The following is a 25,789-nucleotide window of genomic DNA, read 5'->3' on the forward strand; positions in this document are numbered from 1 at the left end:
GATGAAATGATCAGACGCGTTTAGCGGTCGATCTCACCAAACACGACATCCATCGTCCCGATGATCGCCGCAACATCGGCCAATTGATGGCCCGAGGCTACATGATCCATGGACTGCAGATGCAGGTAACCCGGCGCGCGCAGTTTTGCGCGATAAGGCTGGTTCGTGCCATCCGCCACCAGGTAGACGCCAAATTCACCTTTCGGTGCCTCAACGGCCGCATAAACCTCACCCTCCGGCACGCGGAACCCTTCGGTGTAAAGCTTGAAGTGATGGATCAGCGCCTCCATTGAGGTCTTCATCTCACCTCGTGTCGGCGGCGTCATCTTGCCCCGCGCCATCACGTCGCCCTTTTCAACACGCAGCTTCTCGCAGGCCTGCCGAATGATATGCGTCGATTGGCGCATCTCCTCCATCCGGCACAGGTAACGATCGTAGCAGTCACCATTCTTGCCGACCGGCACCTGGAATTCGAACTCGTCATAGCATTCATAAGGCTGCGCCCGGCGCAGATCCCAGGCAAGACCCGATCCGCGCACCATCACACCAGAATAGCCCCATTCGAGGATCTCGTCCTCGGTCACCACCCCGATATCGCAATTGCGCTGCTTGAAAATCCGATTTTCTGTCAAGAGCCCGTCAATGTCGTCAAGCACCGCCGGGAATTCCACCGCCCATTGATCGATATCTTCGATGAGCTGATCCGGCAGGTCCTGATGCACACCACCGGGACGGAAATAGGCGGCGTGCAGGCGGGCGCCACAGGCACGCTCATAAAACACCATCAGCTTCTCACGCTCTTCAAAGCCCCAAAGCGGCGGTGTCAGCGCGCCCACATCCATCGCCTGAGTCGTCACGTTCAAGAGGTGGTTCAGAACGCGACCAATCTCGGAATAAAGCACGCGGATCAGCGACGCGCGACGCGGTACCTCTGTCTTGGTCAGCCGCTCAATCGCCAAACACCAGGCATGTTCCTGGTTCATCGGGGCCACGTAATCGAGCCGGTCGAAATAAGGCAGGTTCTGCAGATAGGTACGGCTTTCCATCAGCTTTTCGGTACCGCGGTGCAAGAGGCCGATATGCGGGTCGCACCGCTCCACAATCTCACCGTCCAGCTCCAACACCAGCCGTAAAACACCATGCGCAGCAGGGTGTTGCGGGCCAAAGTTGATGTTGAAATTTCGGATCTGCTGTTCATCGGTGGCGGCGTCGGTCGAGCCGTCATCATATGTGTTTGTCCGAATATCGCCGTCCATCATGGCCTAGCCCTTTGCGCGGTTATCATGCCAGCGTTGTGGCAGGGGGCCGATATTGCGGGCCACCCAATCATAGTGTTCGTCCAACAATCCCAGCGCCCTCGGGCGCAACTTGTCGAGCATGACGACCTCCGGGCCCTCATGCACGGGTGTTTTAACCTCTGCGGCCACAGGCGCAATCCCCAGAAAAGCACACGCCGCGGCCACGCCATCATTTGTAAAGAGGTCTTCGGCAAATTGCACGCGCAACCGCTCGTCCGGGACGACGCGACGCAGCTTGCGGATAATGCTCGGATAGTCACCGCGCTTGAGGATATGCCGCTCCTGATTGCGGTTGAGCATGCGGTAAAGGATGTTGTTGGCCTTCTTCTCGTAGACTTCATGATCCTGCCGCTGACGACGGGCCTGCATGCGGATATGGGACCAGAGCCGATCCAGCGGGTCGCGGATCAGAAACATGACCTTGGCATCAGGGCTCAGCGCGACCATGCGCGCAAGCGTCTCATCGGGGAGCGTGGCGTAATTGGGCGTCATATCCGCCACCAGTTTCGGGCTACCTGCCCGATCCATCAGCCAGCCTCGATAAGCCGCATCCTCTACCCTGTCCCCTTCGAGAACAGCGAGAAGCGCCTTCATCTCATTGATCCGCCGGTCGAGATTCTTGACCTTCCAACCCTGCCCTTCTTCGGCCGCATGCGCCTTGATCTCGCGCATTTCACGCAAACGAACGCGGAACATCGTCGTCTGCTTGGCGAGCGCGTCCGCATCAAAGGTGTCCCAGTAATGCGCCTCTTTCACGGCTGGCATGGCGCAGTCGGGGTGGTCGTGCAGGTAGCGATACAGCCAGGAGGTCCCGGCCTTGGTCGCGCCAACGCAAAACAGGATTGTTGGCGATGTCACGACGCAGCCATCTCAGGCAACAGTTCCAGCGATCTGTGCCATGCGTCAGGCACCTGATCACCAAACCGATCAACGACCGATTCATAGACATTACGAAAGGTCGCAACCACTTCTACCCGTTCCTCTGCGGTGAGGGTCAGTTGGGGCCGTCCGTCAAAGTTGACCTTTTCTTCAAAGTCGGCGGTGTGGCGCGGGACCCCAACGAAATCACATAGCTGATCAATCTGCGCCTGATCGAACAGATCCTCAAAGAAGTAGTAGCCGATCCGCTCTGGCGAGACGGCCGCCTCAAGCCGCGCGATCATCTCGTCATAGCGCGTCATCTGATAGCCCCAACTGCCTGGGTCGCGCGTCGAGGTAAGAACGGCATCAACCACATCTTCCCGCCGAAAGGTGGATTGCTTGGCGGCCATCCGCATGGAGTGTTTAACGCCAGAAATCATACGCGCCACCGGATCGCGCATCACAAAGACAAACCGCACCACTGGCCCAAGCCGGTCCATCTGACGGTAAGTATCGCTGTGCAGCAACGCATATTGCGGACAGGCTTCGCCAAACACGCGGCTTTCCGGCGTGCGGAACTCAAAGATAGAATCCGCATAGACGCTATGCGGTGGTCCCGCATTACGCTGTGCAGCAAGGGCGCGAGTAACGGCAGCGAGCTTGGCGGGCCTTTTGTAAGGTTTCAGCCCCACTCTGCGGGCAAGGCGCAGCACCGGGTTGGGCCCTTGCAATTGCCTGCGACGCAACTTCAAGAAATCGTCCACTGGGTGGCCGTCCACAGCGTTCCAGTAATTGTGCTCTTTCCACGCCGGTAGGCACACCTGGGGGTGGCCTTCAAAGTACCGGTGCAACCAGCTCGTGCCGCATTTCTGGCTGCCGATAATGAACAATAGCCGGTCTGCGGTGCGGAACCGGGCGTCGATGCCGTCAATCAGGTCTGCTTGCGTCACACGTCACCGTCAGGCGCAAACTTCGCGAAGACCTCTGCCTCAGTCAGGTTTTCCGTGGCATTGGCCAGAGCATAGCAATCCGGCTTGCGGTCAATGAAAATCTGGGTGGTGAGATTGAACTGAGACGGGTTGTCAAAGCAATGGATCGAGGCGCTTTGATGTTGGCCATCCTGTGTCTGCCAGATCAGCGAAGACCCGCATTTTTGGCAGAAAAGGCGCTCGCCCCATTCGCTCGCCTTGTATGAGCCTACTGGCGCCCCTTCATCAAAGCGGATCGTGTCCGCGCAATAGACGTTGATAAACATCCCACCCGTCCATTGGCTGCATTGTCCGCAATGGCAAACACCTGCCTCCAGCGCGGGCGGGTCCGCAGCAAACTGCACAGCACCGCACATGCATCTGCCGCGCAGCTCAGGCATCAGCCTGCCTTTTCGTCCTTCTTCTCATCACCCGGCAAGATATACTCCGCACCTTCCCATGGCGACATGAAGTCAAACTGCCGATATTCCTGCACCAGCTTCACCGGCTCATAGACAACCCGTTTCTGCACCTCGTCATAGCGAACCTCGGTATAGCCCGTGGTCGGGAAATCCTTGCGCAGCGGATACCCCCGGAATCCATAATCGGTCAGGATCCGTCGCAGATCGGGGTGACCGCTGAAAAGGATGCCGAACATATCAAAGACTTCCCGTTCGAACCAATTGGCTGACGGATGAATGCTGATGATCGAGGGCAGCATATCCTCTTCGCGGATCTGCACCCGCAGGCGGATACGCTGGTTTTGATACATGCTCAGGAAATGGTAGACGACGTCAAACCGCTTCGCCCGGCTGGGATAATCGACGGCGGTGATGTCAATCAGCGTCGAGAACTTGCAGTTCTGATCGGTCTTGAGGAACTCCACAAAGCTCACCAACGACGACGGCGCGACATTCACCGTCAACTCATCATGTGCGACCTCCCACGACAGCACGCAATCGGTACGCTTGAGTTCCAGATGGGTGCCAAGTTCTTGCAGGGCTTCGGTCATCTTCGTTCCTTCCTCGCGTGCGGCTTAGCGCACGATTGTCCCCGTCCGACGCATCTTGCGCTGCAATTGCAGGATACCATAGAGCAGCGCCTCTGCCGTGGGCGGGCAGCCCGGCACATAGACATCCACGGGCACAATCCGGTCGCACCCACGCACCACGGAGTAGCTGTAGTGATAATAGCCGCCGCCATTGGCGCAGGAGCCCATCGAGATCACATAACGCGGCTCTGGCATCTGGTCGTAGACCTTGCGCAAGGCCGGGGCCATCTTGTTTGTCAGCGTCCCCGCCACGATCATCAGGTCGGACTGGCGGGGGGATGCGCGGGGGGCCGTCCCGAACCGCTCCAGATCATAACGCGGCATGGAAGTATGCATCATCTCGACCGCGCAGCAGGCAAGGCCGAACGTCATCCAGTGCAAGGACCCGGTCCGCGCCCAATTGATGATGTCGGCAGTGGATGTGACGAGGAACCCCTTGTCCTGCAACTCGCTGTTGATCAATTGCGCGCCGTGTTCCTTATCGGCCCCAACTGCGGTTCCGGTCATGACACCCATGGTGGCTCCCTTCATCTGGCAGGGCTGCTGCCTTTGGCTCCTTTCCATGTAGACGCCAGGCTCAAGGCCGTCAACGCGATCCGGCGCCGCAGAGGACGCCCTTTTTCACTGAAACTGCAGATTGGTTACTTGGTGCGATAAATCCGCAAGGGACTGCCCTTGCTGCGTTTGATCAGGCCGCGCGCCTCATGATCCAGTTGCACGGCCTTGATCCACCACCCGGCCTTCTCGCCGCCGGGAAAAAGCGCCGCGTCCAATGTGGGAAGCAGGGCCGCCTTCGCTTCGGCCACCGTGATGCCGGGCGCCTCGTCTGGCAACGCTTCCAAAAGGCTGGCGCGCATCGCCTCGAACTTTGCCTTGTTCACACGCCAGGGCTTTCCGGCAGCCGTGAGCACTTCCATCGTTTCGTCAGACATCAAACGTCATCCTTTCTTCCGCCACATTCACCTTCGGCACCCGGAACCGCATTGCGGCCCACGCGACCAGCAACCTGACCATAAACCCAACCGTGTGTGACTTTGGATTGGGAATGTCATCCGGCAGCGATGGCCCCTCTTCGCGATCCTTTGTCATTGTGCGTAAATCCATCTGCGGTCGCTGATCTTCTGGCCAACGGGCAGCATAGATCGACAGCCAATGCCCGTCAGAGAACTCAAGAAACATCGGGCTCGAACAACAGATCGCGACAACCCTCCGGGTTTTGCTGTCCGGTTTCAGGCGAAAATGACGCAGGTGTTCAGCGCCGTCGGCAAAACGGACGCGATCCTTGCGCATCAGCACGAATTGCGTGCCGCTAGTCTCAGCCCGCTCTGATACGCCGTCTGGCAGTGCCTCCATGATTCTGGCTGCGTCCTGACAACTGGCGCAATGACATTCCGCCGCCACAATCGGCGGACCGGCAAGAACCATCGCGGCCTTGCCGCAGCGACATGTTAGACGAATCTGCTTCATAGCAATCCTTTCAAAATCAAACTTGACCGTCCAGTTTGATTTGTCAACGGATATGCGCTACCTCACCGGTCATGAACAGCGAAACACTTCCTCCGCGTGTCAGGCGTACCCGCGAAAAAATCCTCGCTGCGGCGACAGAACTGTTCCTCAGTAAAGGCTTTGTCGAAACCCGCATGGATGAGGTCGCAGCACAGGCGAAAGTTTCAAAACAGACGCTTTATGCGCATGCGGGCACCAAGGAAGCACTGTTTCTCGAGATGGCCGAAAGAATGATCGCAGATGCGGTTGCGGCCCAGCGCAAGGCAACAGCCGAACCACAGCGAGCTGACGACCCTTATACCTTCTTATTGGCCCATGCGCGCCAACAGCTGCGTACGGCGCATGACCCGAATCTGATGCAAATCAGGCGGGTCGCAATTGCGGAGGCCGCACGCTTTCCCGATTTTGGTAAAGCCGTGTTCGAACTGGGACCCGGCAGTTCCATCAATCGGCTCGAACGCGCATTCAGCAAGTGGCATGCAGCAGGCAAGCTGAACACACCAGAACCGCGTCGCGCGGCAGAGACGTTCAACTGGCTGATCATGGGCGGTCCAACGAGCGAGGCCATGCTCACCGGCGCGGCAAAAACGTTGAAGCCCGGAGCGGCAGACGCACACCTTACAGAATGCGTAAGGGTATTCTGGGCGGCTTACGGGATTACCACATCACTGCCGCGCGGCGATTGAAGACCGCATTGTTGCGTGAGCGGATGCCCGGTTGAAACCTATCCCAAAACGATCTGAGAAACCGGCAGAGGGTGGTCCCATTGCAACGCGTCACATTTGCCTATTGGCCCGAAACAATATGCCCAACTTTGCCCACATTTTAGCTAAAGAGACGACGCAATAAAGTTTAATCACTGAGCAGAGCGCCATGGGCGATGCGCATGAATCGGTCCGCGATCGCGTTTATGGAATATAATGGAGGCCAAAGTATTATGAGAAAACCTGGAAACGCCCGTTGGCTTGGCATGGTGGCAGCAACTGCTATTGCAGGCATGGCAAGCAGCGCGCTGGCACAAGAGGTCACGCTGCGATCAAGCGACGGCACGGTCAACATGACCGGTGAACTACTGAGTTTTGAAAACAACACCTACACGATCCAAACGCTGCTGGGCCCCCTGCGGGTACAAGCCAATCGCGTGATCTGCAGCGGCGATGCCTGCCCTGATCTGAGCGTGGCCGAAGTTGACCTTGCAATTTCAGGGTCCGAAGAAATCGGCGCCGGGCTTATGCCGCTTCTGGTTGAAGGTTTCGCAGGCTCGAAAGACGCTGCGGCTGATATCGGCAATACTGCGGTGCCGGGCCAATTTGTGGCAAAACTTGTTGCCGATCAGGGCTTTGGTGACGATCTTGCGAATATCCAGGTGACAGGCTCCAGCGCCTCCGCAGGGGTCGCCGATCTCCTTTCCGGCGAATCTGACGTTGCCATGACGTCGCGCCGGCTTGTTGCACAGGAAGTCAGCGCGCTGCGTGATGTAGGCGCCGGTGACATGCTCTCACCCTCACAGGAACACATTCTGGCGGTCGATAGCCTGATCGTTGTTGTCCATCCTGACAACCCGATCGGTACGCTTGATGTACGGCAGCTCTTCGGCATTTATAGCGGTGCGGTTTCGAACTGGGCCCAACTTGGCGGACCCGATCTGCCGGTTCAGGTTGTTTTGCGCAACATCGTTGGGAGCAACCGTCAGGACGCCTTCGAAAGCAGCTTCTTTGGCAGCGCTGATATCAGCCTGACACCAAGCGCTGAAATCGTGCCTAGCAGTAATGCTGTGGCGCAATTTGTGAACGAAAATCCCGGCGCAATTGGCGTGGTTGGCTATGCCTTCCAGCGTGGTGCGAACACGATCAACATCGTGAACCAGTGCGGGATCACGATGGTGCCTGACGCATTCTCGGCCCAGACCGAAGAATACGCCCTTCAGCGCCGTTTGTATCTTTACACACGTGGTGACACCGACAACGAAAACGTCAGTGACTTCGTGAACTACGCGACCTCTGACGAGGTGGACGGTGTTCTGCGCAAGGCGGGCTTTATTGGCTTCCGCGTGAACCGTAAGGAGCAATCCCCAACCGACTTGCGTGGTGCTGCCTTGCGCAACACGCCTGGTGGCCAGCTTGAACAGCAGACCGCACAGCGGATGCTGGGCCAGATGCGCGACTTCGACCGTCTCTCAACCACGTTCCGGTTCCGCACCGGCTCCTCCGAGCTGGATGAACGGGCTAATGTCGACAAGGAACGCCTGATCTCGTACCTAGCCGAGCAGCCCGCCGGAACCGAAGTTCTGTTCGTTGGCTTTACCGACAGCGTTGGTCGCTTTGACAGCAACCTGAACCTGGCCGAACGCCGTGCGGCGCAGGTGGCGGCCGAGGTCGTTGCCACTGCGGGCAATCAATTGTCGGGCGTTAGCCTGCGCTCTGTGGGCTATGGCGAAGTGGCTCCATCAGGCTGCAACGAGACCGACCAGGGTCGCCGGATCAATCGCCGCGTGGAAGTGTGGATCAACTCGCCCACCTGATCACGACTCAATCTCTCTGAGTACAAAACGCCCGCAGCACCATGCTGCGGGCGTTTTCTGTTGCCAGGAACCTCGGATCCTGTGTTCGAGACGGGAAGACAAGTGCCGCAATGCGTCACATAGAATACTGAAGACGGCGATAGATCAGGGACGTCAAAGCGTCCGCTGAATTGTGATGCTCCGGTGTCTCATCAGGCGCTTATTACCGGGGAAGGTGCTGGCGTGGTCCGTAGACGCCACACGGTTCAGGCCATAGCGAATGAGGGATCAGAGCCGCGAAAAGCGGTTATTCCCACTCAAGCGCACCCTTCTTCCACTCGTAGGCGAATCCGACCGTCAGAACGGCAAGAAAAACCATCATCGACCAGAAGCCGACCATGCTGACCTCTTGGAAGGCAACTGCCCAGGGGAAGAGAAACGCTACTTCAAGATCGAAGATAATGAAGAGGATCGAGACGAGGTAAAAACGGACATCGAACTTCATCCGCGCATCGTCAAACGCATTGAAGCCGCATTCATAGGCCGACACTTTCTCAGGATCCGGGTTGCGGACCGCAACGATTGCGGCAGCAAGGATCAGGATCAGGCCCAATGCAATTGCGAGGCCCAGAAAGATCATGATCGGCAGATATTCGGATAGCATCTCTTGCACTTGTGCGTCCCTTCACTGGCGCCGCACAAAAGTCACGCGGCGTGGCTGAAAGATGCATACCGGTCGGCCCCGACAGCGTCAACCGAACCGGAGCGTCGGCTTGTTCGAATTTGGCATCCCTGCTGTTGAGTAATGCAAAGATCGCGCCCACGGCCCCTTTCAGGAGGCCGGTGTCGTCGCTTGGTACGAAGTCTATGGATGCGGGGGCGAGGGCTTTAGCATGAGCCCTAAGGCAGACGATGCGGTGACAGGGGTCAGCCTACTTCGCGCGCCCTACGGCTGGTGCCCTTGGGGAAAGCACTGCGCTAGCCAGCGACAGGAGCGAGACACCATGGGCCAAGCCGTTGGCCCGTGCAGGCTCTGACAGGATAGTGTCAGCGCATTCGGTCATGTTGTCGGCCTGCTGATCGGTCAACCAATACATGGCGTGCATGCCCAGCGTGAAGTCGCCTGGCATCTCAACCATCTCAACACGGCATCCTTCATCATGCGCCGCGAACGACAGCGATGTCGCGGCCACCCGACCATCACCGAGGACCAGCATGACCTGATGGCTGTTTTCATCCGAATGCAGAACCTTCGCAGCGAGCCGTGCAACGAAGGGCTGATCCGGATTTTCCGGATCGGGCACCTGCGGTGCCACAACCGCCACGTCGAAAAGGCCGTCGCTATCGTCAGCACCACAAAGGATGCGGCCGCGGCGTGTCGCGGGCTGCAATGCGAATTGACGGTGTGCGACCGATATCGAGCAGGGCAAATCCATCGCGGCCTTGACCCGCAGCTTGATCGCGGGTCCTGCGTACACCAACATTGACAGCAGAGCCTTGCAAAGTGCGGTGAAAGCTCCGGCACCCAAAAGGGCGAAACCTACCAAAATCGTGTAGGCCGCCGCCGCGTTTTCCGCCGGTGCCATCCAGGCCAGCACCTTGACCCAGGGTGCCGCGATCACCAGACCGGTCACACCAAACGAGAGGCTCAGCGTCTCGGTCGGTACATTGGGAAACAGCATCACGTGACCGACAACCATGACAGCGACGGCGAGCGCACCCAAGGTAGCCCGATCAGGTGCGAGAAATGCAGGATCAATTGCCGCGCCGATCAGCATCACAGCAACAGGAATCGCGATGGCCAAGGCCACAAGGCGCCGCAACCGCACAACACGGTAGAGCATCTGATCAGGTGTGGGCCATTCAAACAGCATCGGTCTCTCCTCGTTAAGATGACTTAACGGGGCGAATGGGTCTAAAGTGAGACGGAAATCTGTCGAACGCCTTATAACGTAGGGTTCCAAGCCGCAGAACGCCTTTCAAAGAACGCAGAGATACCTTCCGCCGCTTCATCGGAATTCCATTGCGCGATCAATGCATCAATAGAGCGGGTTACTGTTTCCTGATCGATGACAGGACCGAGGGATCGCGCAAATGCCTTGGCCGCGGCAACCGCGCCGGGCGCGCAGGCAAGATATGGCGTGACCTCGGCCTCAATTGCGGCATCAAGCGCGGCGGCTGGGACGGTCTTTGCGAGAATACCCAGATCGACGGCCTCCTTTGCGCCGAAGATGCGCGCCGACATGAAGACGCGCCGCGCATTGGCTTCGCCCATGCGGGCCAAAACGTAGGGGCCAATGGTGGCCGGGATCAGCCCCAGCTTGGTCTCGGTCAGCCCGAATTTCACGTGATCTGCGGCAATCGCGATGTCACAGACGCACGCCATGCCGACACCACCGCCGAAAGCGTTTCCATGAACTTTCCCGATCAGCGGTTGCGGCAGGGTGTTGAGCGCGCCAAGCATGCCGGCAATGGAGCGGGCGGCGCTGCGTTTCATCTCCGCATCGCCCGCCATCTGGTCGCGCATCCAGTTCAGATCACCCCCAGCGCAGAATGATGGCCCTTGCCCGGCCAGCACGACCACCCGGATGTCCCGATTGCCTGCGATCTGATCAGCCGCATCGCGCAGCGCATCGATCAGCGCCTGCGACAACGCATTGTGTTTGTCGGGTCGGGCCAGCGCCAGCGTCGCCACGCCCCGGTCATCGACTGTAAGATCAATCATCGCATTCCCCGTGCCAATACCGCCGCCTGCTTGATGATGTCGGGATCGACACCCGTTTCAAAACCAAGCCCATGAACCAGGTCCAAAACCGTCTCGGTTGCGACATTCCCCGGTGCTCCGGGCGCATAGGGGCAGCCGCCCAGCCCCCCGACTGCGCTGTCAAACGCGCGCAGACCTCTGTCCAAAGACACTTCGATATTGGCGAGCGCCTGCCCGCCCGTGTCATGAAAATGCCCGGCCAAACCCCACGCAGGCACGTTTTCCAGCACCGTGTCCAGCATGCGCCCCACTGTCTCAGGCGTACCTTTGCCGATTGTGTCGCCCAGTGACAATTGCATTGGCGCGACGTCCAGCAGCATGTGACAGGCCCGTGCCACGGCATCAGGGGCGACCGGCCCGTCAAACGGGCAATCGGTCACGCAAGAGACGTAACCGCGCACAGTGACATCGGCAGCCAGCGCGGCCCGGACAACCGGCGTCAGTCGCTCCACCGCCCCTGCGATGGAGCAATTCAGATTGCTTTGCGAGAACCCTTCGGAGGCGGAAATGAACACCGCCACCTCGTAGGTGACGTCCGGTACACGCGCGGCAACAAACCCCTCCCAGCCGCGCATATTAGGGATCAGTACGGCGTAGCGCACGCCCGGCGCGGGGGTCAGGTCTGCCAGGACCTGATCCGTATCAGCCATCTGCGGCACCCATTTCGGGCTGACAAAGCTGCCCACTTCGATGTCCTGCAAACCAGAGCGGCTCAGCAAATCGATCAGCGCGACTTTGTCGGCGACCGGGATGACCCCCTTTTCGTTCTGCAATCCGTCGCGGGGCCCGACCTCGTGAATGCGGACAAAGTCGGTCACGCGGAGATCTCCCATGGAGGGTAAAAGTCCTTGGCATAAAGGCCCGCGCCCTCCGGAAGGGCCTTTTGATAGGCTGGACGGGCGGTTATCCGGTCAAACCAGGCTGAAAGCTTCGGAAACTGCTCCAGTTTCACGAAATGCCCCGCCATGTAGACCGCCTGCCCCACCCCGACATCGGCTGCGGAGAAGGATGACAACAGAAAGTCATTAGCCAAACCGGTCTCGACAGTCGCCAAGGTCTTGGCCAGACGTTTCGCCTCCAACTGCATCACGATGGGCGAGCGCATGTGGTCCTCGTAAAGCGCGACATGCTGCTGGGTCAGCGCGGCAGTATGCTGGCTGATCGTCTCGGCGAAATGGATCCAGTTGAGCCAGGCGCCGCGTTCGTTGTGGCCCGGCTCTCGCCCAAGACCCGCTTCGGGAAAGCGCTCGCACAGATATTCGGCAATTGCGCCGCTTTCGGTCAGCGTCAGCCCGTCAATCTCCAGCGTCGGCACCCGACCGGTCGGATTGAGCGACCTGTAAGGCTCCTCACGCAGCGTCTTGTCGAATGGATAGACCTGCAGTTCGAAATCCACGCCAATCTCGTAAAGCAGCCACAGACTACGCATTGACCGGGTCTGGTGACAGTGATGCAGCCGGATCATGACGCCTCCTCCAATGCGACCATGAGTGCGCCTGCTGTCACCTGATCCCCTGTCGCGACTGACACGGAGGCGACAATACCATCGCGCGGCGCGCGCAGCACATGTTCCATCTTCATCGCCTCCAGCACGGCGATCCGGTCGCCCTCCGCCACGGCTTGTCCGGCGGTCACCGCCACATCGCGCACAAGCCCGGGCATCGGCGCCAACACCGTATCGCCGCCCATCGCGACACCGCCGCGATCCAGCGGGTCGACAATGTCAAAGGTCAGCGTCTGCGCGCCAAAAACTGTGACCCTGTCGCCATGGCGAACGGCAGGCATGCCCCAATCCGGTCCGCGCCGCGTGAGTGTCGTGATCTCATCACCAATCTGTACGTCGATGCGGCTGTCATCATGAACCGTGAGGCGCACCACCTGCACATCCCCGTCAAAGGCCAGCACAATGTCACGCTGAAGCGGCGCCCAAAGACTGAACCCCACCAGCGGCCCCTGCCCGATATCCGCTGCGGCGGCGGCCGCTACCGCGATGTCGCGCGACGTGGGCTGATCCTTTGCGCAAAGCAGCGCTTCTTCGCGCGCAATGAGGCCGGTATCCACGTCACCCGCAACAAATCCAGGCTCACGTGAAAGCTTACGCAGGAAACTCAGGTTCGTGACCGTACCTGCGACCTGCGTGGCATCCAGCGCTGCCGAGAGTGACCGCAAAGCGCTCGCCCGGTCCGGCCCATGCACAGTGACTTTCGCGATCATCGGATCATACCACGGCGAAATCTCGGACCCTGCTGTCACCCCACTGTCAATCCGGGCATCATTGGGGAAAGACAGGTGATCGATCACACCAGTAGCCGGTAGAAACCCGGCGGGCACATCCTCGGCATAAAGCCGGGCCTCGAAAGCGTGGCCACTGATGGACAGCTCCTCTTGCCGGGCGGGCAGCGGCTCTCCCGCTGCCACGCGCAACTGCCATTCCACCAGATCAACGCCTGTGATCGCCTCTGTCACCGGATGTTCAACCTGCAAGCGCGTGTTCATCTCCATGAACCAGAACCCGTCTGGATGCAGCCCGTCAGACCCGTCGACAATGAACTCGACGGTGCCCGCGCCCGCATAACCGATGGCTTTGGCTGCCCGCACGGCAGCATCCCCCATGGCCTGACGCATCGCGTCCGTCATGCCCGGTGCAGGTGCCTCCTCGATCACCTTCTGATGGCGGCGCTGTAGCGAGCAATCTCGCTCAAAAAGATGCACGGCATCTGTCCCGTCACCAAAGATCTGCACCTCAATATGACGTGGGCTTTGGATGTATTTCTCAATCAGCACATCCGTATTGCCAAACGCCGTGCGCGCCTCGGCCTGGGTAGAGGAAAAATTTTCGAGAAAATTTTTCGGCCCCTCGACCAACCGCATGCCCTTGCCGCCACCCCCAGCGACGGCTTTGATCAGCACGGGGTAGCCAATCGCCTCAGCTTTTTTGGACAAAAAAGCTGGGTCCTGGTTTTCGCCGTGATAGCCTGGCACCACCGGCACGCCCGCCTGCTCCATCAGCGCCTTGGCCGCGTCCTTGAGACCCATCGCACGGATGGCTTTCGCGGACGGCCCGATAAAGCGCAGACCCGCCGCCTCCACAGCTTCCACGAAGTCCGGGTTTTCCGACAAAAACCCATATCCGGGATGGATCGCCTGTGCACCCGTCTCCAACGCCGCCTGAACGATCAGGTCGCCGCGCAAATAACTCTCGGCCACAGGCGCGGGCCCCAACCTGATGGCCTCATCTGCTTGCCGCACATGCAGCGCACCCGCATCGGCATCCGAATACACCGACACTGTCCGCACTCCCATCGCGCGGGCAGTCTGGATCACGCGACATGCAATCTCACCCCGATTGGCAATCAGGATTTTGTCAAACATCCCGTTCCCCTCCCAGTGGCGCCAACGGCCCGACCAGCACTCCACGCCTGTCTTCCAAAAACATCACATCCGGAACACGCCGAAACGTGTCTCCCGGATTGGGGCATTGAGCGCGGCAGAAAGGGAAAGCGCCAGCACTTCTCGTGATTTGCGGGGATCGATGATGCCGTCGTCCCAAAGCCGGGCGGAGGCGTAGAGCGGGTGCGATTGTTCGTTGAACATGTCAATGGTGGGCTGTTTGAAGGCCGCTTCTTCCTCCGCCGACCAGTCTCCGCCAGACCGTTCAATTGCGTCGCGCTTGACGGTTGCAAGGACCCCAGCGGCCTGTTCTCCGCCCATCACGCTGATCCGCGACGTGGGCCAAGACCACATGAAATGCGGGCTGTAAGCCCTTCCCGCCATGCCATAATTTCCGGCCCCGAATGAGCCTCCCACCAGCATCGTGATCTTGGGCACGGATGTCGTCGCCACCGCGGTCACCATCTTGGCCCCGTGGCGGGCGATCCCTTCGTTTTCGTATTTCTGGCCCACCATGAACCCGGTGATATTCTGCAGGAAAACCAACGGGATACGGCGCTGAGAACACAACTCCACAAAATGCGCACCCTTCTGCGCGCTCTCAGAAAACAAAACGCCGTTATTCGCGATGATCCCGCAAGGCCATCCATCAATATGGGCAAAACCGCAGACGAGCGTCTCCCCAAACCGCACCTTGAATTCATCAAAGCGCGAGCCGTCGACGATCCGCCGGATCACCTCGCGAATGTCATAGGGGGTCCGTAAATCGGCGGGGACCGCGTCAAACATCGTATTAGGATCGATAGCAGGAGGTTCAGGTGCCAACCGCTTTATCTCCAATGCTTTCTGCCGGGCACATGATGTGACCGCCTGCCGAGCCAGCGCCAGCGCATGGGCGTCATCCTCGGCGAGATAATCCGCCACACCAGACAGCCGCGTGTGCACGTCACCGCCGCCCAAGTCTTCGGCACTGACAACCTCGCCTGTCGCCGCTTTCACCAGCGGTGGCCCTGCCAGAAAGATGGTCCCCTGTTCCTTCACGATGATCGACACATCCGCCATTGCAGGGACATAGGCGCCGCCAGCCGTGCAAGAGCCCATGACCACAGCGATCTGCGGGATACCTTTGGCCGACATGTGTGCCTGATTGTAGAAGATGCGGCCAAAGTGATCGCGGTCGGGAAAGACCTCATCCTGATTGGGCAGGTTCGCGCCGCCACTATCGACGAGGTAGACGCAGGGGATATGACAAGCCTCTGCAATCTCCTGCGCGCGCAGGTGTTTTTTGACGGTCATCGGGTAGTAGGTCCCACCCTTCACGGTGGCGTCGTTGCAGACAACCATCACCTCAACACCGTTAACTTGCCCGACGCCAGCAATCACCCCGGCACAAGGGGCCGCGCCGTGATACATGCCGTGGGCCGCAGTCGCGCCCACTTCGAGGAAAGGAGACCCCGGATCAAGCAGCCCGGCCACCCTGTCACGCGGCAGCATCTTGCCGCGACCCACATGCCGGTCACGGGCTTTTTCGCCACCTCCTTGCGCCGCAGCGTTGGCCGCGTCGGCCACCAATGCAAGCGCCACCTGATGATCTGCCGCGGTCATGGCGCGCGCATGTCCCGCAGCGCCAACGCGCGCCGGGCCGTCGTCGTCATGTGACAGTTCGCGGCCACAATCGAGCGGATCGTGCCGCCCTGATAGAGCGTGTAGCGCAGTCCGCAGTCGGCATCACGAAAAGCAATCCATGCACGCTGCGCATCGCGCAGGGCAATGAGTAGCTCATCGGAAGTTGCGCCACCCACACCGCCATCTTGCCCCTCGAATGCGGCGCGCAGTGCCTGATACTCTTCGTTCAGGATCGCATCCCAGACAGCCGTTTCAGCACTGATACAGGTCGCAATGCCAAGCGTTGTACCGCCACCATCCTGCAACTGACAACGATCCGACGCCTGCCCCAGACAATCGGGATAGATGGCTCCGATGGGGGTGGTCGCGTGACATTCCCGCACTGCCGCGGTATCGACCGTCAGCGTATCGGTGCCTTGTGCATGGGCAAATGAACATGCCGAAAGGCTCATGACAACGATCAGGGACTTCATGCCTCTGCCTCGCTGCCCGCCCGTGCAACCAGGCCTCCACGCGGGCCAACGAGATAGGTGATCGCATCGCCCTTTGGTGGTTGGCACATGACTGTCATCCGAATGGTCGGATCCGGATGCGGTATAGCCGCACAATCGGTCATCTGCGCGCCCGCCCCGGCCTCGGCCACATAAAGTGCGGCGTAGCGATTGATGATCTCCGTTTCGCTCGGCAATCGCCCTGCACGCAGGCCGAGATATCCCGCGAAAGCGATGAGAACGACCAATGGCAGAAAGAATGTCCATCGCCCCATCTTTATCTGCTGTCGGCTTGTTTGTTTAGCTTGCCAATACGCGAGATACGTTTTCTCATGCGGCGCTTCTCAAGCAAACGGTCACTATCGGAATGACTGCCGTTCTCGGGATACCCGGCGTCACGATAATCAAGCATCGCACCCAACGCCCGGTCGGGGGACTTTCTCCAACGCGGCTTGATGCGTTCGCCAAAAACTTCATCCGAGAATGGAGCAGCTTGTAACTTGACCTTGTCTGCACGACGCACTGCCCGAACGGCCTTGGCCTTGCTCAACGGTATATTCTTGCGAGACGACTTATCGTTCTCACCATAACAGTTGCGACGATCTTTCGCGTAGGAGAAAGCCTTCTTCTCTTGAGGGGTAAGACGTTGCCTTTTCACCCCATCGCCCCCATCATCTCGCGCCCGACGAGCATGCGGCGGATTTCGGAGGTGCCGGCGCCGATCTCCATCAGCTTTGCGTCGCGGAAGATGCGGGCGACGGGCGCGTCGTTCAGGAAGCCTGCCCCTCCCATAGCCTGTACGGCCTGATGCGCCTGTTTCATCGCCTCCTCAGAAGCGTAAAGGCAGCAGGCGGCTGCGTCCTGTCGCGTGACCGTCCCTCGGTCGCAAGCGCGCGCGACCTCGTAGACATAGGCGCGGGCCGAGTTCATCGCCGTATACATATCGGCGATCTTGCCTTGCATCAGTTGGAAGTTCCCAATCGGTTCGCCGAATTGCTTGCGGCTACTGATATAAGGCATGACCTCATCAAGACAGGCGGCCATGATGCCAAGGCCGATGCCCGCAAGCACCACACGCTCATAGTCGAGGCCGGACATCAGGACGCGGACGCCTTTGCCTTCTTCGCCCAGCACGTTCTCGAACGGGACCTGCACGTCGTCGAAGATCAACTCGGCGGTGTTGGAGCCGCGCATGCCCAGCTTGTCGAAATGGGGGGAGGTGCTGAAGCCAGTCATCTCCTTTTCAATCAGAAACGCGGTGATCCCCTTGGAGCCTGCATCCGGGTCGGTCTTGGCATAGACGACCAACGTATCGGCGTCAGGGCCATTGGTGATCCAGTATTTGTTGCCGTTCAGGCGGTAGTAATCGTTACGTTTCTCGGCGCGCAAGGTCATTGAGACCACGTCTGACCCCGCCCCCGCCTCGGACATCGCCAAGGCGCCCACATGCTCACCGGAAATCAGCCGGGGCAGGTATTTTGCCTTTTGTTCATCATTTCCGTTCAACTTGATCTGGTTGACGCACAGATTGGAATGAGCCCCGTAGGACAATGAGACAGAGGCGCTGGCGCGCGCGATTTCTTCAATGGCGACTGTATGCGCGAGGTAGGACATGCCCGCGCCGCCATGCGCTTCGTCCACGGTAACGCCCAAAAGACCCAGCTCGCCCATCTCGGGCCAGAGTTCCGAGGGGAAGGCATTCGTCCGGTCGATCTCTGCCGCCATCGGCTTGACCCGGTCCTGCGCCCAAGCGTGCACCACATCGCGCAGCGCGTTCACATCCTCGCCCAGATCGAAAGTCATTGAGGCGTGAAACATCCGGACCGCTCCGCTTAATTGAACGCTTGTTCATTTATAGGCAGCAGGCGAAGCGGCTGTCGAGTCATTTTTGCCCGAAGGCTAGTGATGCTCTGCCGCACCGTGGTCCATCCCGTGTTCGGCAATCGCCGCAATCCTGCGTTTTTGATCAGCAGTGAGTGTGTCTTGCAGAAAGCGGTCGAACGACATCCAGGCAGACGCGGCGCGCGCATTTGTAGTGGCCATGTCGCCTGGCAAGCCTTCCTGCACGAAATCAGCCATTTGCTCGCAGCCCTGCATGAGCCTGCGGGCCGTCGACCGATCGACATTCGCGACCCAGAGCCTGCCCTCCAGCGCCTCATCGCAGCCATTTGGCCCGGCCAGCGCGAGGCCGCGTGCTGACGCCATGGGCGCGCCATTGGCCCAGGCGGCTGGCAATCCAAGATCCAGATAGGCAAGGGTTCGGTTGTGGCTCGCGAAAACTCCGTCTGGATTTGGGATCAGCCATAGATGCACCATGGCCAGACGAGTCTTCCCGTCCCGCTGTGCGATCTCACGGTCCAGCCAACCCTGGGCTAGTCCACGCAGAAGCGGTCGGTCCGCACCCGCTGCGGCGATAAAGGCGGCCACGTCATGCACGTGCCATTCATCCGAAGAGCCGACGAACCCCTCCGGCACAGGTTCACCCGGTGCGATGCGGACATTGTAGGACAGGGCCACCAATTGCATCTGACCGCCAAGGTCTGTGTAAAGCAGGTTGGACGGGCGCCGTGGATCGATGGGTGCGCCGCTAGCATAATCGACGCCACCGCGTTGATGCCAATGCTGACCCATCAGGGGTTCATCGCCGCCAAACGGGCGCCATCCATCTCTGCGCGCTGTATCGATATTCATATAGGGCTCTGCAGCCTGCCGGGCTGTGGCCAACTGGCTCTCAAGCGATTGGCCATAGGCAGTGGCGGCCAAGCCGCTCATCGCGACCGTCAAGATACTGATCCATTTCATCCTGATGCTCCTTCAGTCATGGGGACTGAAACGGATACGCAGGCGATGGCCGCGACCTACGCGCATGAGGTCATTGCGCGGCGGCTTGACCTTGATAGACCGCCGCAACTTCGCTGCGGATGATCCGGGCGATCAGCGCACAGTCATCCAGGCTGAAGGTCAGCGGCAGACGCATATCGATGATGCCCGCAAGCACCCGGTCCGAGTGTGGCATCGGCGCGGACGGCGCGTAGCGCCAACTATCGTAGCGCGATGTGAAGCCTTTCGGTTCCGCCCCGCCAAACCATTTCAGCTCAACCCCTCTCGCAGCACAGCGTCCGATCACATCCGCCACCGCATCGGGCGTCCAGTCAAGCAGCAGGAACTGAAAGGATGAGGCGACGAAATGTTCCTTTTCTGGCCTGTCGATAAGGCGCAGGCCGGGCGTATCGGCCAGCCCCGCCTCGACGACGCGATAGCGTTCGTTCCAGCGCGCGGCCTGCTCTTCGAGATTGCGCAATTGCGGGCGCAGGATCGCTGCGCGCAGATTGTCCATGCGGCCCGAGATGTTCGGCGTCTCATATTTGATCTGCGCAAACACCTCTGGCGGGGGGGCCGCCCTATGCTTTTCAAAAAGCATATAGCTGCCAGAGAGCATGATCGCGCGCGCCATATCCTCGGCATCGTCACCAATCAGAAAGCCGCCCTCGCCCGAATTGATGTGTTTGTAAGTCTGTGTGGAATAGCAGCCAAAGCGGCCCCAACGCCCGCTGGGCACGCCGTCCCACGCGGCGCCCATCGTGTGGGCGCAATCCTCGATCACTGTCACCCCTGCGGCATTGCACATCGCCATCAGTGTGCCCATGTCGCAGATATGCCCGCGCATATGGCTGAGCAGGAGGACCTTGGCCTGATCCAGCTTCGCGGCCAGATCATCGAGATCAATGACCAGATCCTCGGTCACGCCCACGAAAACCGGCACGCCACCGACAGCGGCAATCGCTCCTGGCACAGGTGCCAGGGTGAATGCATTGGTTAGGACCCGGTCCCCCGGTTTCACGCCACTCGCCCGTAACGCCGTGGTCATCGCGTAGCCGCCCGATGCAACAGCAAGGCAGTATCTTGCCCCCGTGGACGCGGCAAACTCTTCCTCAAGCAAAGCGACCTCTGCCACCTCGTCGCCAACCGTATTGTAGCGGTGAAGGCGCCCGTGCTGCATCACGGCATTGGCTGCGGCGATCCCCTCATCGGGGATCGGTTCCTGTTGGGTGAAACTGCCGGTAAAAATCTCTGTCATGGGCAGATTGTGGGATGCGGATACCGCAAGGTCAATGCTTAGCCGATCAGCCGCGCCACGACACCCGGCAATTCGGCATAGCCGTCAATTGTCGCATCGGGATCAAGCGCCAGAACATCCTCACGACCGGGGCCAAAGGTGACCAGAACGGATGGCACGCCCGCATTCCGCGACGTCTCACGATCGGTCGTAGTGTCGCCCACCAAGAGCGACTGACGCGGGTCGCCGCCGGCCCGGCGCACGGCCTCAAAATGATGCTCGGGATCAGGTTTGCGCACCGGCAGTGTATCCGCCCCGATCAGAGAAGAAAAATCGTCGCGCACCCCAAGGCTGCGCAGGAGCGCATCGGCCAAAGCTTCGGGTTTATTTGTTGCGATCCCAACCCGGTAGCCATCAGATTTTAGTTGCATGACCGCATCCATCGCACCGGGATAGAGCGTTGTGTGAGTATCGATGGCGTCGCCATATGCGGTCAGCAAGACCGGGTATTGCGCATCAACCTCGGCCTGCCCGAACCCTGTCACCCGCGAGAAGCCCAGATTGAGCATCGCGCGCCCACCGCGCAAGGCCGTCGCCGCATCCTGCGCAGGGTCCAGCAAATCGCCAAGGCCAAGGCCGCGAAAGCAATGATTGGCCGCCGCAATCAGATCACCGCTTGTATCGGCAAGCGTTCCATCAAGGTCGAAGATCACGGTGCGCATCAGGGTCCTTTCCATCTCGGCATCCAGCCCCCTCTGTAACGCCATGTAAACTGATGTGAAGCCCCTGCCCTTGTGATACGCAAAAAGCCAAGTAGAAGTCGGGGCCAACAAAAGGCAGGGGCAGCCATGGCAGTTGCATTGATCATTCTGGGCGCGGGCATGGGCACCCGCATGAATTCTGATATGCCCAAAGTACTGCATCAGATCGGCTCGGCGCCGCTCTTGGTGCATGCGATGCAATCGGGTGCGGCGCTCGACCCCGACAAAACTGTTGTGGTGGCAGGCCACGGCGCTGAAGCGGTGAGCAAGGCGGCCAAAGCATATGATGAGACCGCCGAAATCGCGCTCCAGACCGAACAGCTCGGCACCGCCCATGCGGTTGCCCAGGCAAAGGACGCTCTGGCCGGGTTCGACGGCGATGCGATTGTCCTTTATGGCGACACGCCCTTTATTCGGCCCGAGACCCTCGCCGCGATGATGGCGGCGCGGCTCACCCATGATGTCGTGGTACTTGGTTTTGAGGCCGCTGATCCGGCGCGCTACGGTCGGCTGATCATGCAAGACGACCAGTTGGACCGCATTGTTGAGTTCAAGGACGCAACAAAAGAAGAGCGCGCGGTGACCTTGTGCAATAGCGGCGTGATTGTGGCGAATGCGCAAACGCTCTTTACGCTCATCGACGCCGTGAGCAATGACAACGCGGCGGGCGAATATTACCTGACCGATATCGTCGGCATCGCACGCGCCAAAGGTTTGAGCGCCACGGTGGTCCGCTGCGATGAGGCGGAAACGCTTGGCGTGGATTCGCGCGCAGGTCTGGCAAGAGCCGAAAGTCTTTTCCAGATGCAGACCCGCGCAGAGGCACAAGCGAATGGTGTAACGCTGACAGCCCCCGAAACCGTCTTTTTCGCCTATGACACTGTGATCGGGCGCGACAGCGTTGTCGAACCCAACGTAGTCTTCGGTCCGGGCGTCACGGTCGAATCCGGTGCCACCATTCGCGCCTTTTCCCATCTTGAAGGCTGCCACGTCGCGCGCGGGGCGGTGGTCGGCCCCTATGCCCGCCTGCGCCCCGGCGCGGAGCTGGCAGAAGACGTGAAGGTCGGCAATTTTGTGGAAATCAAGAACGCGCAAGTGGGTGAAGGCGCCAAGGTCAATCACCTGACCTATATCGGCGATGCCGAGATCGGTGCGCGTAGCAATATCGGCGCGGGCACGATCACCTGCAATTATGACGGTGTTTTCAAGCACAAGACAACCATCGGCGCAGATGCCTTCATCGGCTCTAACACGATGCTTGTTGCGCCTGTCACCGTGGGCGATCAGGCGATGACGGCCAGCGGTTCCGTCATTACGCGCAATGTGCCCGATGGCGATCTGGCCCTTGCGCGCGCGAGGCAGGACAACAAACCGGGATTTGCAATCCGGCTCTTCGAAAAACTCAAAGCGCGTAAAGCGAGGGGAGAATAACCCATGTGTGGCATCGTCGGCGTATTGGGAAACCATGAGGTCGCCCCCATTCTGGTCGAGGCGCTCAAGCGGCTCGAATATCGCGGCTATGACAGTGCGGGCATCGCGACGATCAACAATGACAGGCTCGACCGGCGCCGTGCGGTTGGGAAGCTGATCAATCTGTCCGATCTGCTGGTCCACGATCCCCTGCCAGGCAAGGCCGGGATCGGCCATACCCGCTGGGCCACCCATGGTGCACCAAGCGTCGGAAATGCACATCCCCACCGCACCGGCACAGTTGCAGTGGTTCATAACGGCATCATCGAGAACTTTCGCGAGTTGCGTGACTTTTTGGCTGAGAAAGGCATCGGCTTTGAAACGGACACCGATACAGAGACGGTCGCCCTCGTCGCACAATACTATATCGATCAAGGGCTGAGCCCGCGTGACGCTGCCGATCAGACCATTGCACGACTAAAAGGGGCATTTGCGCTATGTTTTCTGTTCGATGGCCAGGACGATCTCTTGATTGCCGCCCGGATGGGCCCGCCTTTGGCAATCGGCCACGGCGATGGCGAGATGTTTGTTGGTTCGGATGCAATTGCGCTTGCAGGCATGACGGACCGGATCACCTATCTTGAAGACGGCGATTGGGCGGTTGTCACACGCAACTCCGTCGAAATCCGCGACCGCACCGGCGACATCGCCAATCGCGCGGTCAAAATGATCCAGATCGACACCGCGCAGGTGGACAAGGCGGGTTACAAGCACTTCATGGCCAAGGAAATCGCGGAGCAACCGAATGTGCTGCAAGGCGCCCTTGGGCATTACATCAACGCAGACGCTACGGCAGTGCAACTACCGGAGCCCGGTCTTGATTTCACGCATGTCTCACGACTGACGATGGTCGCCTGCGGGACGGCATATCTCGCTTGCATGGTGGCGAAATACTGGTTTGAGCAGCTCGCGGGCCTGCCGGTGGAGGTCGATGTCGCCTCCGAATTCCGCTACCGCGAACCACCCGTCACCCCCGCCACAGTCGCCGTCTTTGTCAGCCAATCGGGCGAGACGGCAGATACGCTCGCGGCACTGCGATATATGGACGGCAAAGCGGACAAGATCGTTTCGGTCGTCAATGTCGCGGAAAGCTCGATCGCCCGCGAAAGTGACTTGGCCCTGCCGATCCTTGCAGGCACCGAAATCGGCGTGGCCTCGACCAAGGCCTTTACGTGCCAGTTGACGACCCTGGCCGTTTTGGTCCTTGAAGCCGCGCGCGTGCGGGGGAAAATCTCTGAAGAGGAGTTCTCAGAGAAACTGAAGGCGCTGCGCAGCTTGCCGGGGCTTTTGAACCTGGCACTTGGGATCGAGGGCAAAACCTTGGACCTGTCACGCAAACTGGCCGAGGCCCGCGATATCCTGTTTCTGGGACGGGGTGCGATGTATCCGCTCGCCCACGAGGGGGCGCTTAAACTAAAGGAAATCAGCTATATACATGCCGAAGCTTATGCATCTGGTGAGCTAAAGCATGGGCCTATAGCGCTTGTCGACAAACACGTACCCGTCATCGTCATGGCGCCGCGTGACGCGCTTTTCGACAAGACCGTGTCGAACATGCAAGAGGTGATGGCGCGCGGCGGCAAGGTCCTGTTGATCACTGACAGTGAAGGCGCAAAGGAGGCTGGCGACGGCGTTTGGGAGACGATCCTGATGCCCGACATAGATTCGTTTCTGGCCCCGATCCTTTACGCCGTCCCAGCCCAGCTGCTGGCTTACCATACTGCCGTGGCCAAGGGGACTGATGTGGACCAGCCTCGCAACCTTGCGAAATCGGTGACGGTCGAATGACCTGGCCTGCGCCGGTCACGCTCGAAAACCGATACGTGCGCCTTAAACCACTCAACCAGGAACACGCACCTGCCTTGGCGAAGGCCGCAGCTTCGCTCGGTGATCCATGGTACACGGGCATACCGCAGGACGTGCCTGCAGAGATTACCAAACGCCTTGGACAGTCGGACATGCAGCCCTTTGCGGTGCTTTTGCCGGACGGAAGGCCCGTTGGGATGACCACCTATTGCAATACCGATCAGAACAATGCGCGGGTGGAAATCGGCGCCACGTGGCTCTCACGCGAGGTGCAGCGCAGCTCTGTGAACACAGCAATGAAGTATCTGATGCTGCATCACGCATTCGAAAAGCTGTCCTGCAATGTTGTCGAGTTTCGAACGCACCGGCTCAACAGACAATCGAGAGCCGCAATTGAACGACTTGGGGCGCAGCTTGATGGCATCTTGCGCAACCATGTGATCATGCCAAACGGGACGTTGCGGGATACGGCCGTCTACTCGATCATCGCCACCGAATGGCCGGCGGTCAAAGCACATCTGACCGCAAAACTGCCATGACACCGAAACAGGCCATCGCAGCCCTGCGGTCCTTGGGCGACCCGGTCAAGGCAGCGGAAATTCACCGCTACCACAAAGTCGACCGCCCCTATCTGGGCGTGTCAAATCCGCAGATTGATGCTTTGGTGAAGGAATGGCGTGCGGCGATTGACCTCGACACACGGCTGACGCTCGCCAAAGGGCTTTGGAAAAGCAACACGCACGAGGGGCGCGTCGCTGCAGCCAAACTCCTGACCCAGGCGCGGATCCGTCCCGACGATCAGGGTGCGTGGGAGTTGATCAAATCATGGGTCCCCGATTTTGACGCTTGGGCGGTTGCCGATCATGCAAGCATTGCGGGGCAAAAACGGCTTGTCGCCGATCCTTCACGGTTGGACGAAGTCGAAACGTGGACCACGTCGGATCACATGTGGACCCGGCGTGCAGCGCTCGTCATGACGCTGCCCTGGACAAAACAGAACAACCCCAAACCCGCGGATCTGGCCGCCCGCGACCGGATTCTCGGCTGGGCCGCGTCCTATGTTGGCGACCACGAGTGGTTCATCCAGAAAGCCATTGCCTGGTGGCTGCGCGAACTATCGAAACATGATGCAGAGCGGGTGCGGGTGTTTTTGGCAGAACACGCGGAGGGGATGAAGGCATTTGCGGTGAAGGAGGCGGCACGGAAACTAAACTGCATTGGGTAAAGTCTTTGGCCTTAC

General features: G+C 59.6%; 28 protein-coding genes. 6 read left to right on the plus strand and 22 right to left on the minus strand.

The window, feature by feature from the left end:
• Window positions 1–20: 20 nt before the first annotated feature.
• From SLH47_RS08200 to SLH47_RS08235, 8 genes are all read right to left on the minus strand, one after another.
• Entirely contained in the window at window positions 21–1,259 is a 1,239-nt protein-coding gene (locus tag SLH47_RS08200; RefSeq protein WP_413785630.1) for an NADH-quinone oxidoreductase subunit D, read from the minus strand.
• A 3-nt stretch (window positions 1,260–1,262) separates the two neighbouring features.
• Entirely contained in the window at window positions 1,263–2,156 is an 894-nt protein-coding gene (locus SLH47_RS08205) for a sulfotransferase (protein ID WP_320238984.1), read from the minus strand.
• Complete coding sequence (locus tag SLH47_RS08210) at window positions 2,153–3,109, minus strand: sulfotransferase (protein ID WP_320238985.1); 957 nt, start codon at window positions 3,107–3,109, stop codon at window positions 2,153–2,155. The genes SLH47_RS08205 and SLH47_RS08210 overlap by 4 nt, the downstream gene beginning before the upstream one ends.
• Window positions 3,106–3,528 carry a GFA family protein gene (locus tag SLH47_RS08215; RefSeq protein ID WP_320238986.1) on the minus strand — a complete coding sequence of 141 codons (423 nt, stop codon included), beginning with the start codon at window positions 3,526–3,528 and terminating at the stop codon, window positions 3,106–3,108. The genes SLH47_RS08210 and SLH47_RS08215 overlap by 4 nt, the downstream gene beginning before the upstream one ends.
• The gene (locus SLH47_RS08220; protein ID WP_320238987.1) at window positions 3,528–4,139 is read right to left on the minus strand and encodes an NADH-quinone oxidoreductase subunit C; all 612 of its coding nucleotides are present in this window, start codon (window positions 4,137–4,139) and stop codon (window positions 3,528–3,530) included. The genes SLH47_RS08215 and SLH47_RS08220 overlap by 1 nt, the downstream gene beginning before the upstream one ends.
• 24 nt (window positions 4,140–4,163) lie before the next feature.
• Complete coding sequence (locus tag SLH47_RS08225; protein ID WP_181417207.1) at window positions 4,164–4,694, minus strand: NuoB/complex I 20 kDa subunit family protein; 531 nt, start codon at window positions 4,692–4,694, stop codon at window positions 4,164–4,166.
• A gap of 125 nt (window positions 4,695–4,819) precedes the next feature.
• Window positions 4,820–5,110: a DUF6958 family protein gene (locus SLH47_RS08230; RefSeq protein WP_320238988.1), complete on the minus strand. Its 291-nt coding sequence runs from the start codon at window positions 5,108–5,110 to the stop codon at window positions 4,820–4,822.
• Window positions 5,103–5,645: a hypothetical protein gene (locus tag SLH47_RS08235; protein WP_320238989.1), complete on the minus strand. Its 543-nt coding sequence runs from the start codon at window positions 5,643–5,645 to the stop codon at window positions 5,103–5,105. Before SLH47_RS08235 ends, SLH47_RS08230 begins: the two co-directional genes overlap by 8 nt.
• Window positions 5,646–5,716: 71 nt before the next feature.
• Between SLH47_RS08235 and SLH47_RS08240 the strand changes: the two genes are divergently transcribed.
• Both SLH47_RS08240 and SLH47_RS08245 read left to right on the plus strand, forming a co-directional pair.
• The gene (locus tag SLH47_RS08240) at window positions 5,717–6,370 is read left to right on the plus strand and encodes a TetR/AcrR family transcriptional regulator (RefSeq protein ID WP_320238990.1); all 654 of its coding nucleotides are present in this window, start codon (window positions 5,717–5,719) and stop codon (window positions 6,368–6,370) included.
• A gap of 251 nt (window positions 6,371–6,621) precedes the next feature.
• Window positions 6,622–8,205 carry a phosphate ABC transporter substrate-binding/OmpA family protein gene (locus tag SLH47_RS08245; protein ID WP_320238991.1) on the plus strand — a complete coding sequence of 528 codons (1,584 nt, stop codon included), beginning with the start codon at window positions 6,622–6,624 and terminating at the stop codon, window positions 8,203–8,205.
• A 286-nt stretch (window positions 8,206–8,491) separates the two neighbouring features.
• Here the strand turns inward: SLH47_RS08245 and SLH47_RS08250 are convergent, their stop codons facing one another.
• The 14 genes from SLH47_RS08250 to SLH47_RS08315 form a co-directional block, all read right to left on the minus strand.
• A complete protein-coding gene (locus SLH47_RS08250; protein WP_320238992.1) occupies window positions 8,492–8,857 on the minus strand; it encodes an NADH-quinone oxidoreductase subunit A in 366 nt (121 codons plus the stop codon).
• A gap of 259 nt (window positions 8,858–9,116) precedes the next feature.
• Window positions 9,117–10,058, minus strand: coding sequence for a hypothetical protein (locus SLH47_RS08255; RefSeq protein ID WP_320238993.1), 942 nt, complete (start codon window positions 10,056–10,058; stop codon window positions 9,117–9,119).
• Between the two features lie 71 nt (window positions 10,059–10,129).
• Window positions 10,130–10,909: a crotonase/enoyl-CoA hydratase family protein gene (locus SLH47_RS08260; RefSeq protein ID WP_320238994.1), complete on the minus strand. Its 780-nt coding sequence runs from the start codon at window positions 10,907–10,909 to the stop codon at window positions 10,130–10,132.
• Entirely contained in the window at window positions 10,906–11,781 is an 876-nt protein-coding gene (locus SLH47_RS08265; RefSeq protein WP_320238995.1) for a hydroxymethylglutaryl-CoA lyase, read from the minus strand. The genes SLH47_RS08260 and SLH47_RS08265 overlap by 4 nt, the downstream gene beginning before the upstream one ends.
• Window positions 11,763–12,413: a glutathione S-transferase family protein gene (locus SLH47_RS08270; RefSeq protein ID WP_320238996.1), complete on the minus strand. Its 651-nt coding sequence runs from the start codon at window positions 12,411–12,413 to the stop codon at window positions 11,763–11,765. Before SLH47_RS08270 ends, SLH47_RS08265 begins: the two co-directional genes overlap by 19 nt.
• On the minus strand, window positions 12,410–14,320 hold the full coding sequence (locus SLH47_RS08275; protein WP_320238997.1) for an acetyl/propionyl/methylcrotonyl-CoA carboxylase subunit alpha: 1,911 nt from the start codon (window positions 14,318–14,320) through the stop codon (window positions 12,410–12,412). Before SLH47_RS08275 ends, SLH47_RS08270 begins: the two co-directional genes overlap by 4 nt.
• Before the next feature lie 63 nt (window positions 14,321–14,383).
• Window positions 14,384–15,943, minus strand: coding sequence for a carboxyl transferase domain-containing protein (locus SLH47_RS08280; protein WP_320238998.1), 1,560 nt, complete (start codon window positions 15,941–15,943; stop codon window positions 14,384–14,386).
• Window positions 15,940–16,437, minus strand: coding sequence for a lysozyme inhibitor LprI family protein (locus SLH47_RS08285; protein WP_320238999.1), 498 nt, complete (start codon window positions 16,435–16,437; stop codon window positions 15,940–15,942). Before SLH47_RS08285 ends, SLH47_RS08280 begins: the two co-directional genes overlap by 4 nt.
• Entirely contained in the window at window positions 16,434–16,730 is a 297-nt protein-coding gene (locus SLH47_RS08290) for a hypothetical protein (RefSeq protein WP_320239000.1), read from the minus strand. The genes SLH47_RS08285 and SLH47_RS08290 overlap by 4 nt, the downstream gene beginning before the upstream one ends.
• 2 nt (window positions 16,731–16,732) lie before the next feature.
• Window positions 16,733–17,113 (minus strand): hypothetical protein, encoded by a 381-nt coding sequence (locus SLH47_RS08295; protein ID WP_320239001.1) that lies wholly within the window; start codon window positions 17,111–17,113, stop codon window positions 16,733–16,735.
• The gene (locus SLH47_RS08300) at window positions 17,110–18,273 is read right to left on the minus strand and encodes an isovaleryl-CoA dehydrogenase (RefSeq protein ID WP_320239002.1); all 1,164 of its coding nucleotides are present in this window, start codon (window positions 18,271–18,273) and stop codon (window positions 17,110–17,112) included. The genes SLH47_RS08295 and SLH47_RS08300 overlap by 4 nt, the downstream gene beginning before the upstream one ends.
• A gap of 81 nt (window positions 18,274–18,354) precedes the next feature.
• On the minus strand, window positions 18,355–19,257 hold the full coding sequence (locus SLH47_RS08305) for a hypothetical protein (RefSeq protein ID WP_320239003.1): 903 nt from the start codon (window positions 19,255–19,257) through the stop codon (window positions 18,355–18,357).
• 70 nt (window positions 19,258–19,327) lie between these two features.
• Complete coding sequence (locus SLH47_RS08310) at window positions 19,328–20,533, minus strand: DegT/DnrJ/EryC1/StrS family aminotransferase (protein ID WP_320239004.1); 1,206 nt, start codon at window positions 20,531–20,533, stop codon at window positions 19,328–19,330.
• Window positions 20,534–20,571: 38 nt separating this feature from the next.
• Window positions 20,572–21,234 (minus strand): HAD-IA family hydrolase, encoded by a 663-nt coding sequence (locus SLH47_RS08315; protein ID WP_320239093.1) that lies wholly within the window; start codon window positions 21,232–21,234, stop codon window positions 20,572–20,574.
• Window positions 21,235–21,360: 126 nt separating this feature from the next.
• Between SLH47_RS08315 and glmU the strand changes: the two genes are divergently transcribed.
• From glmU to SLH47_RS08335, 4 genes are read left to right on the plus strand one after another with little or no spacing between them, the layout of a single operon-like run.
• Window positions 21,361–22,704 carry a bifunctional UDP-N-acetylglucosamine diphosphorylase/glucosamine-1-phosphate N-acetyltransferase GlmU gene (glmU, locus tag SLH47_RS08320; RefSeq protein ID WP_320239005.1) on the plus strand — a complete coding sequence of 448 codons (1,344 nt, stop codon included), beginning with the start codon at window positions 21,361–21,363 and terminating at the stop codon, window positions 22,702–22,704.
• A 3-nt stretch (window positions 22,705–22,707) separates the two neighbouring features.
• A complete protein-coding gene (glmS, locus tag SLH47_RS08325) occupies window positions 22,708–24,531 on the plus strand; it encodes a glutamine--fructose-6-phosphate transaminase (isomerizing) (RefSeq protein WP_320239006.1) in 1,824 nt (607 codons plus the stop codon).
• Window positions 24,528–25,088: a GNAT family protein gene (locus tag SLH47_RS08330; RefSeq protein WP_320239007.1), complete on the plus strand. Its 561-nt coding sequence runs from the start codon at window positions 24,528–24,530 to the stop codon at window positions 25,086–25,088. The genes glmS and SLH47_RS08330 overlap by 4 nt, the downstream gene beginning before the upstream one ends.
• Window positions 25,085–25,774, plus strand: coding sequence for a DNA alkylation repair protein (locus SLH47_RS08335; protein ID WP_320239008.1), 690 nt, complete (start codon window positions 25,085–25,087; stop codon window positions 25,772–25,774). The genes SLH47_RS08330 and SLH47_RS08335 overlap by 4 nt, the downstream gene beginning before the upstream one ends.
• The last annotated feature ends 15 nt before the right edge of the window (window positions 25,775–25,789 follow it).

This window comes from Cognatiyoonia sp. IB215182, from assembly GCF_033963905.1.
Lineage (GTDB): Bacteria > Pseudomonadota > Alphaproteobacteria > Rhodobacterales > Rhodobacteraceae > Yoonia.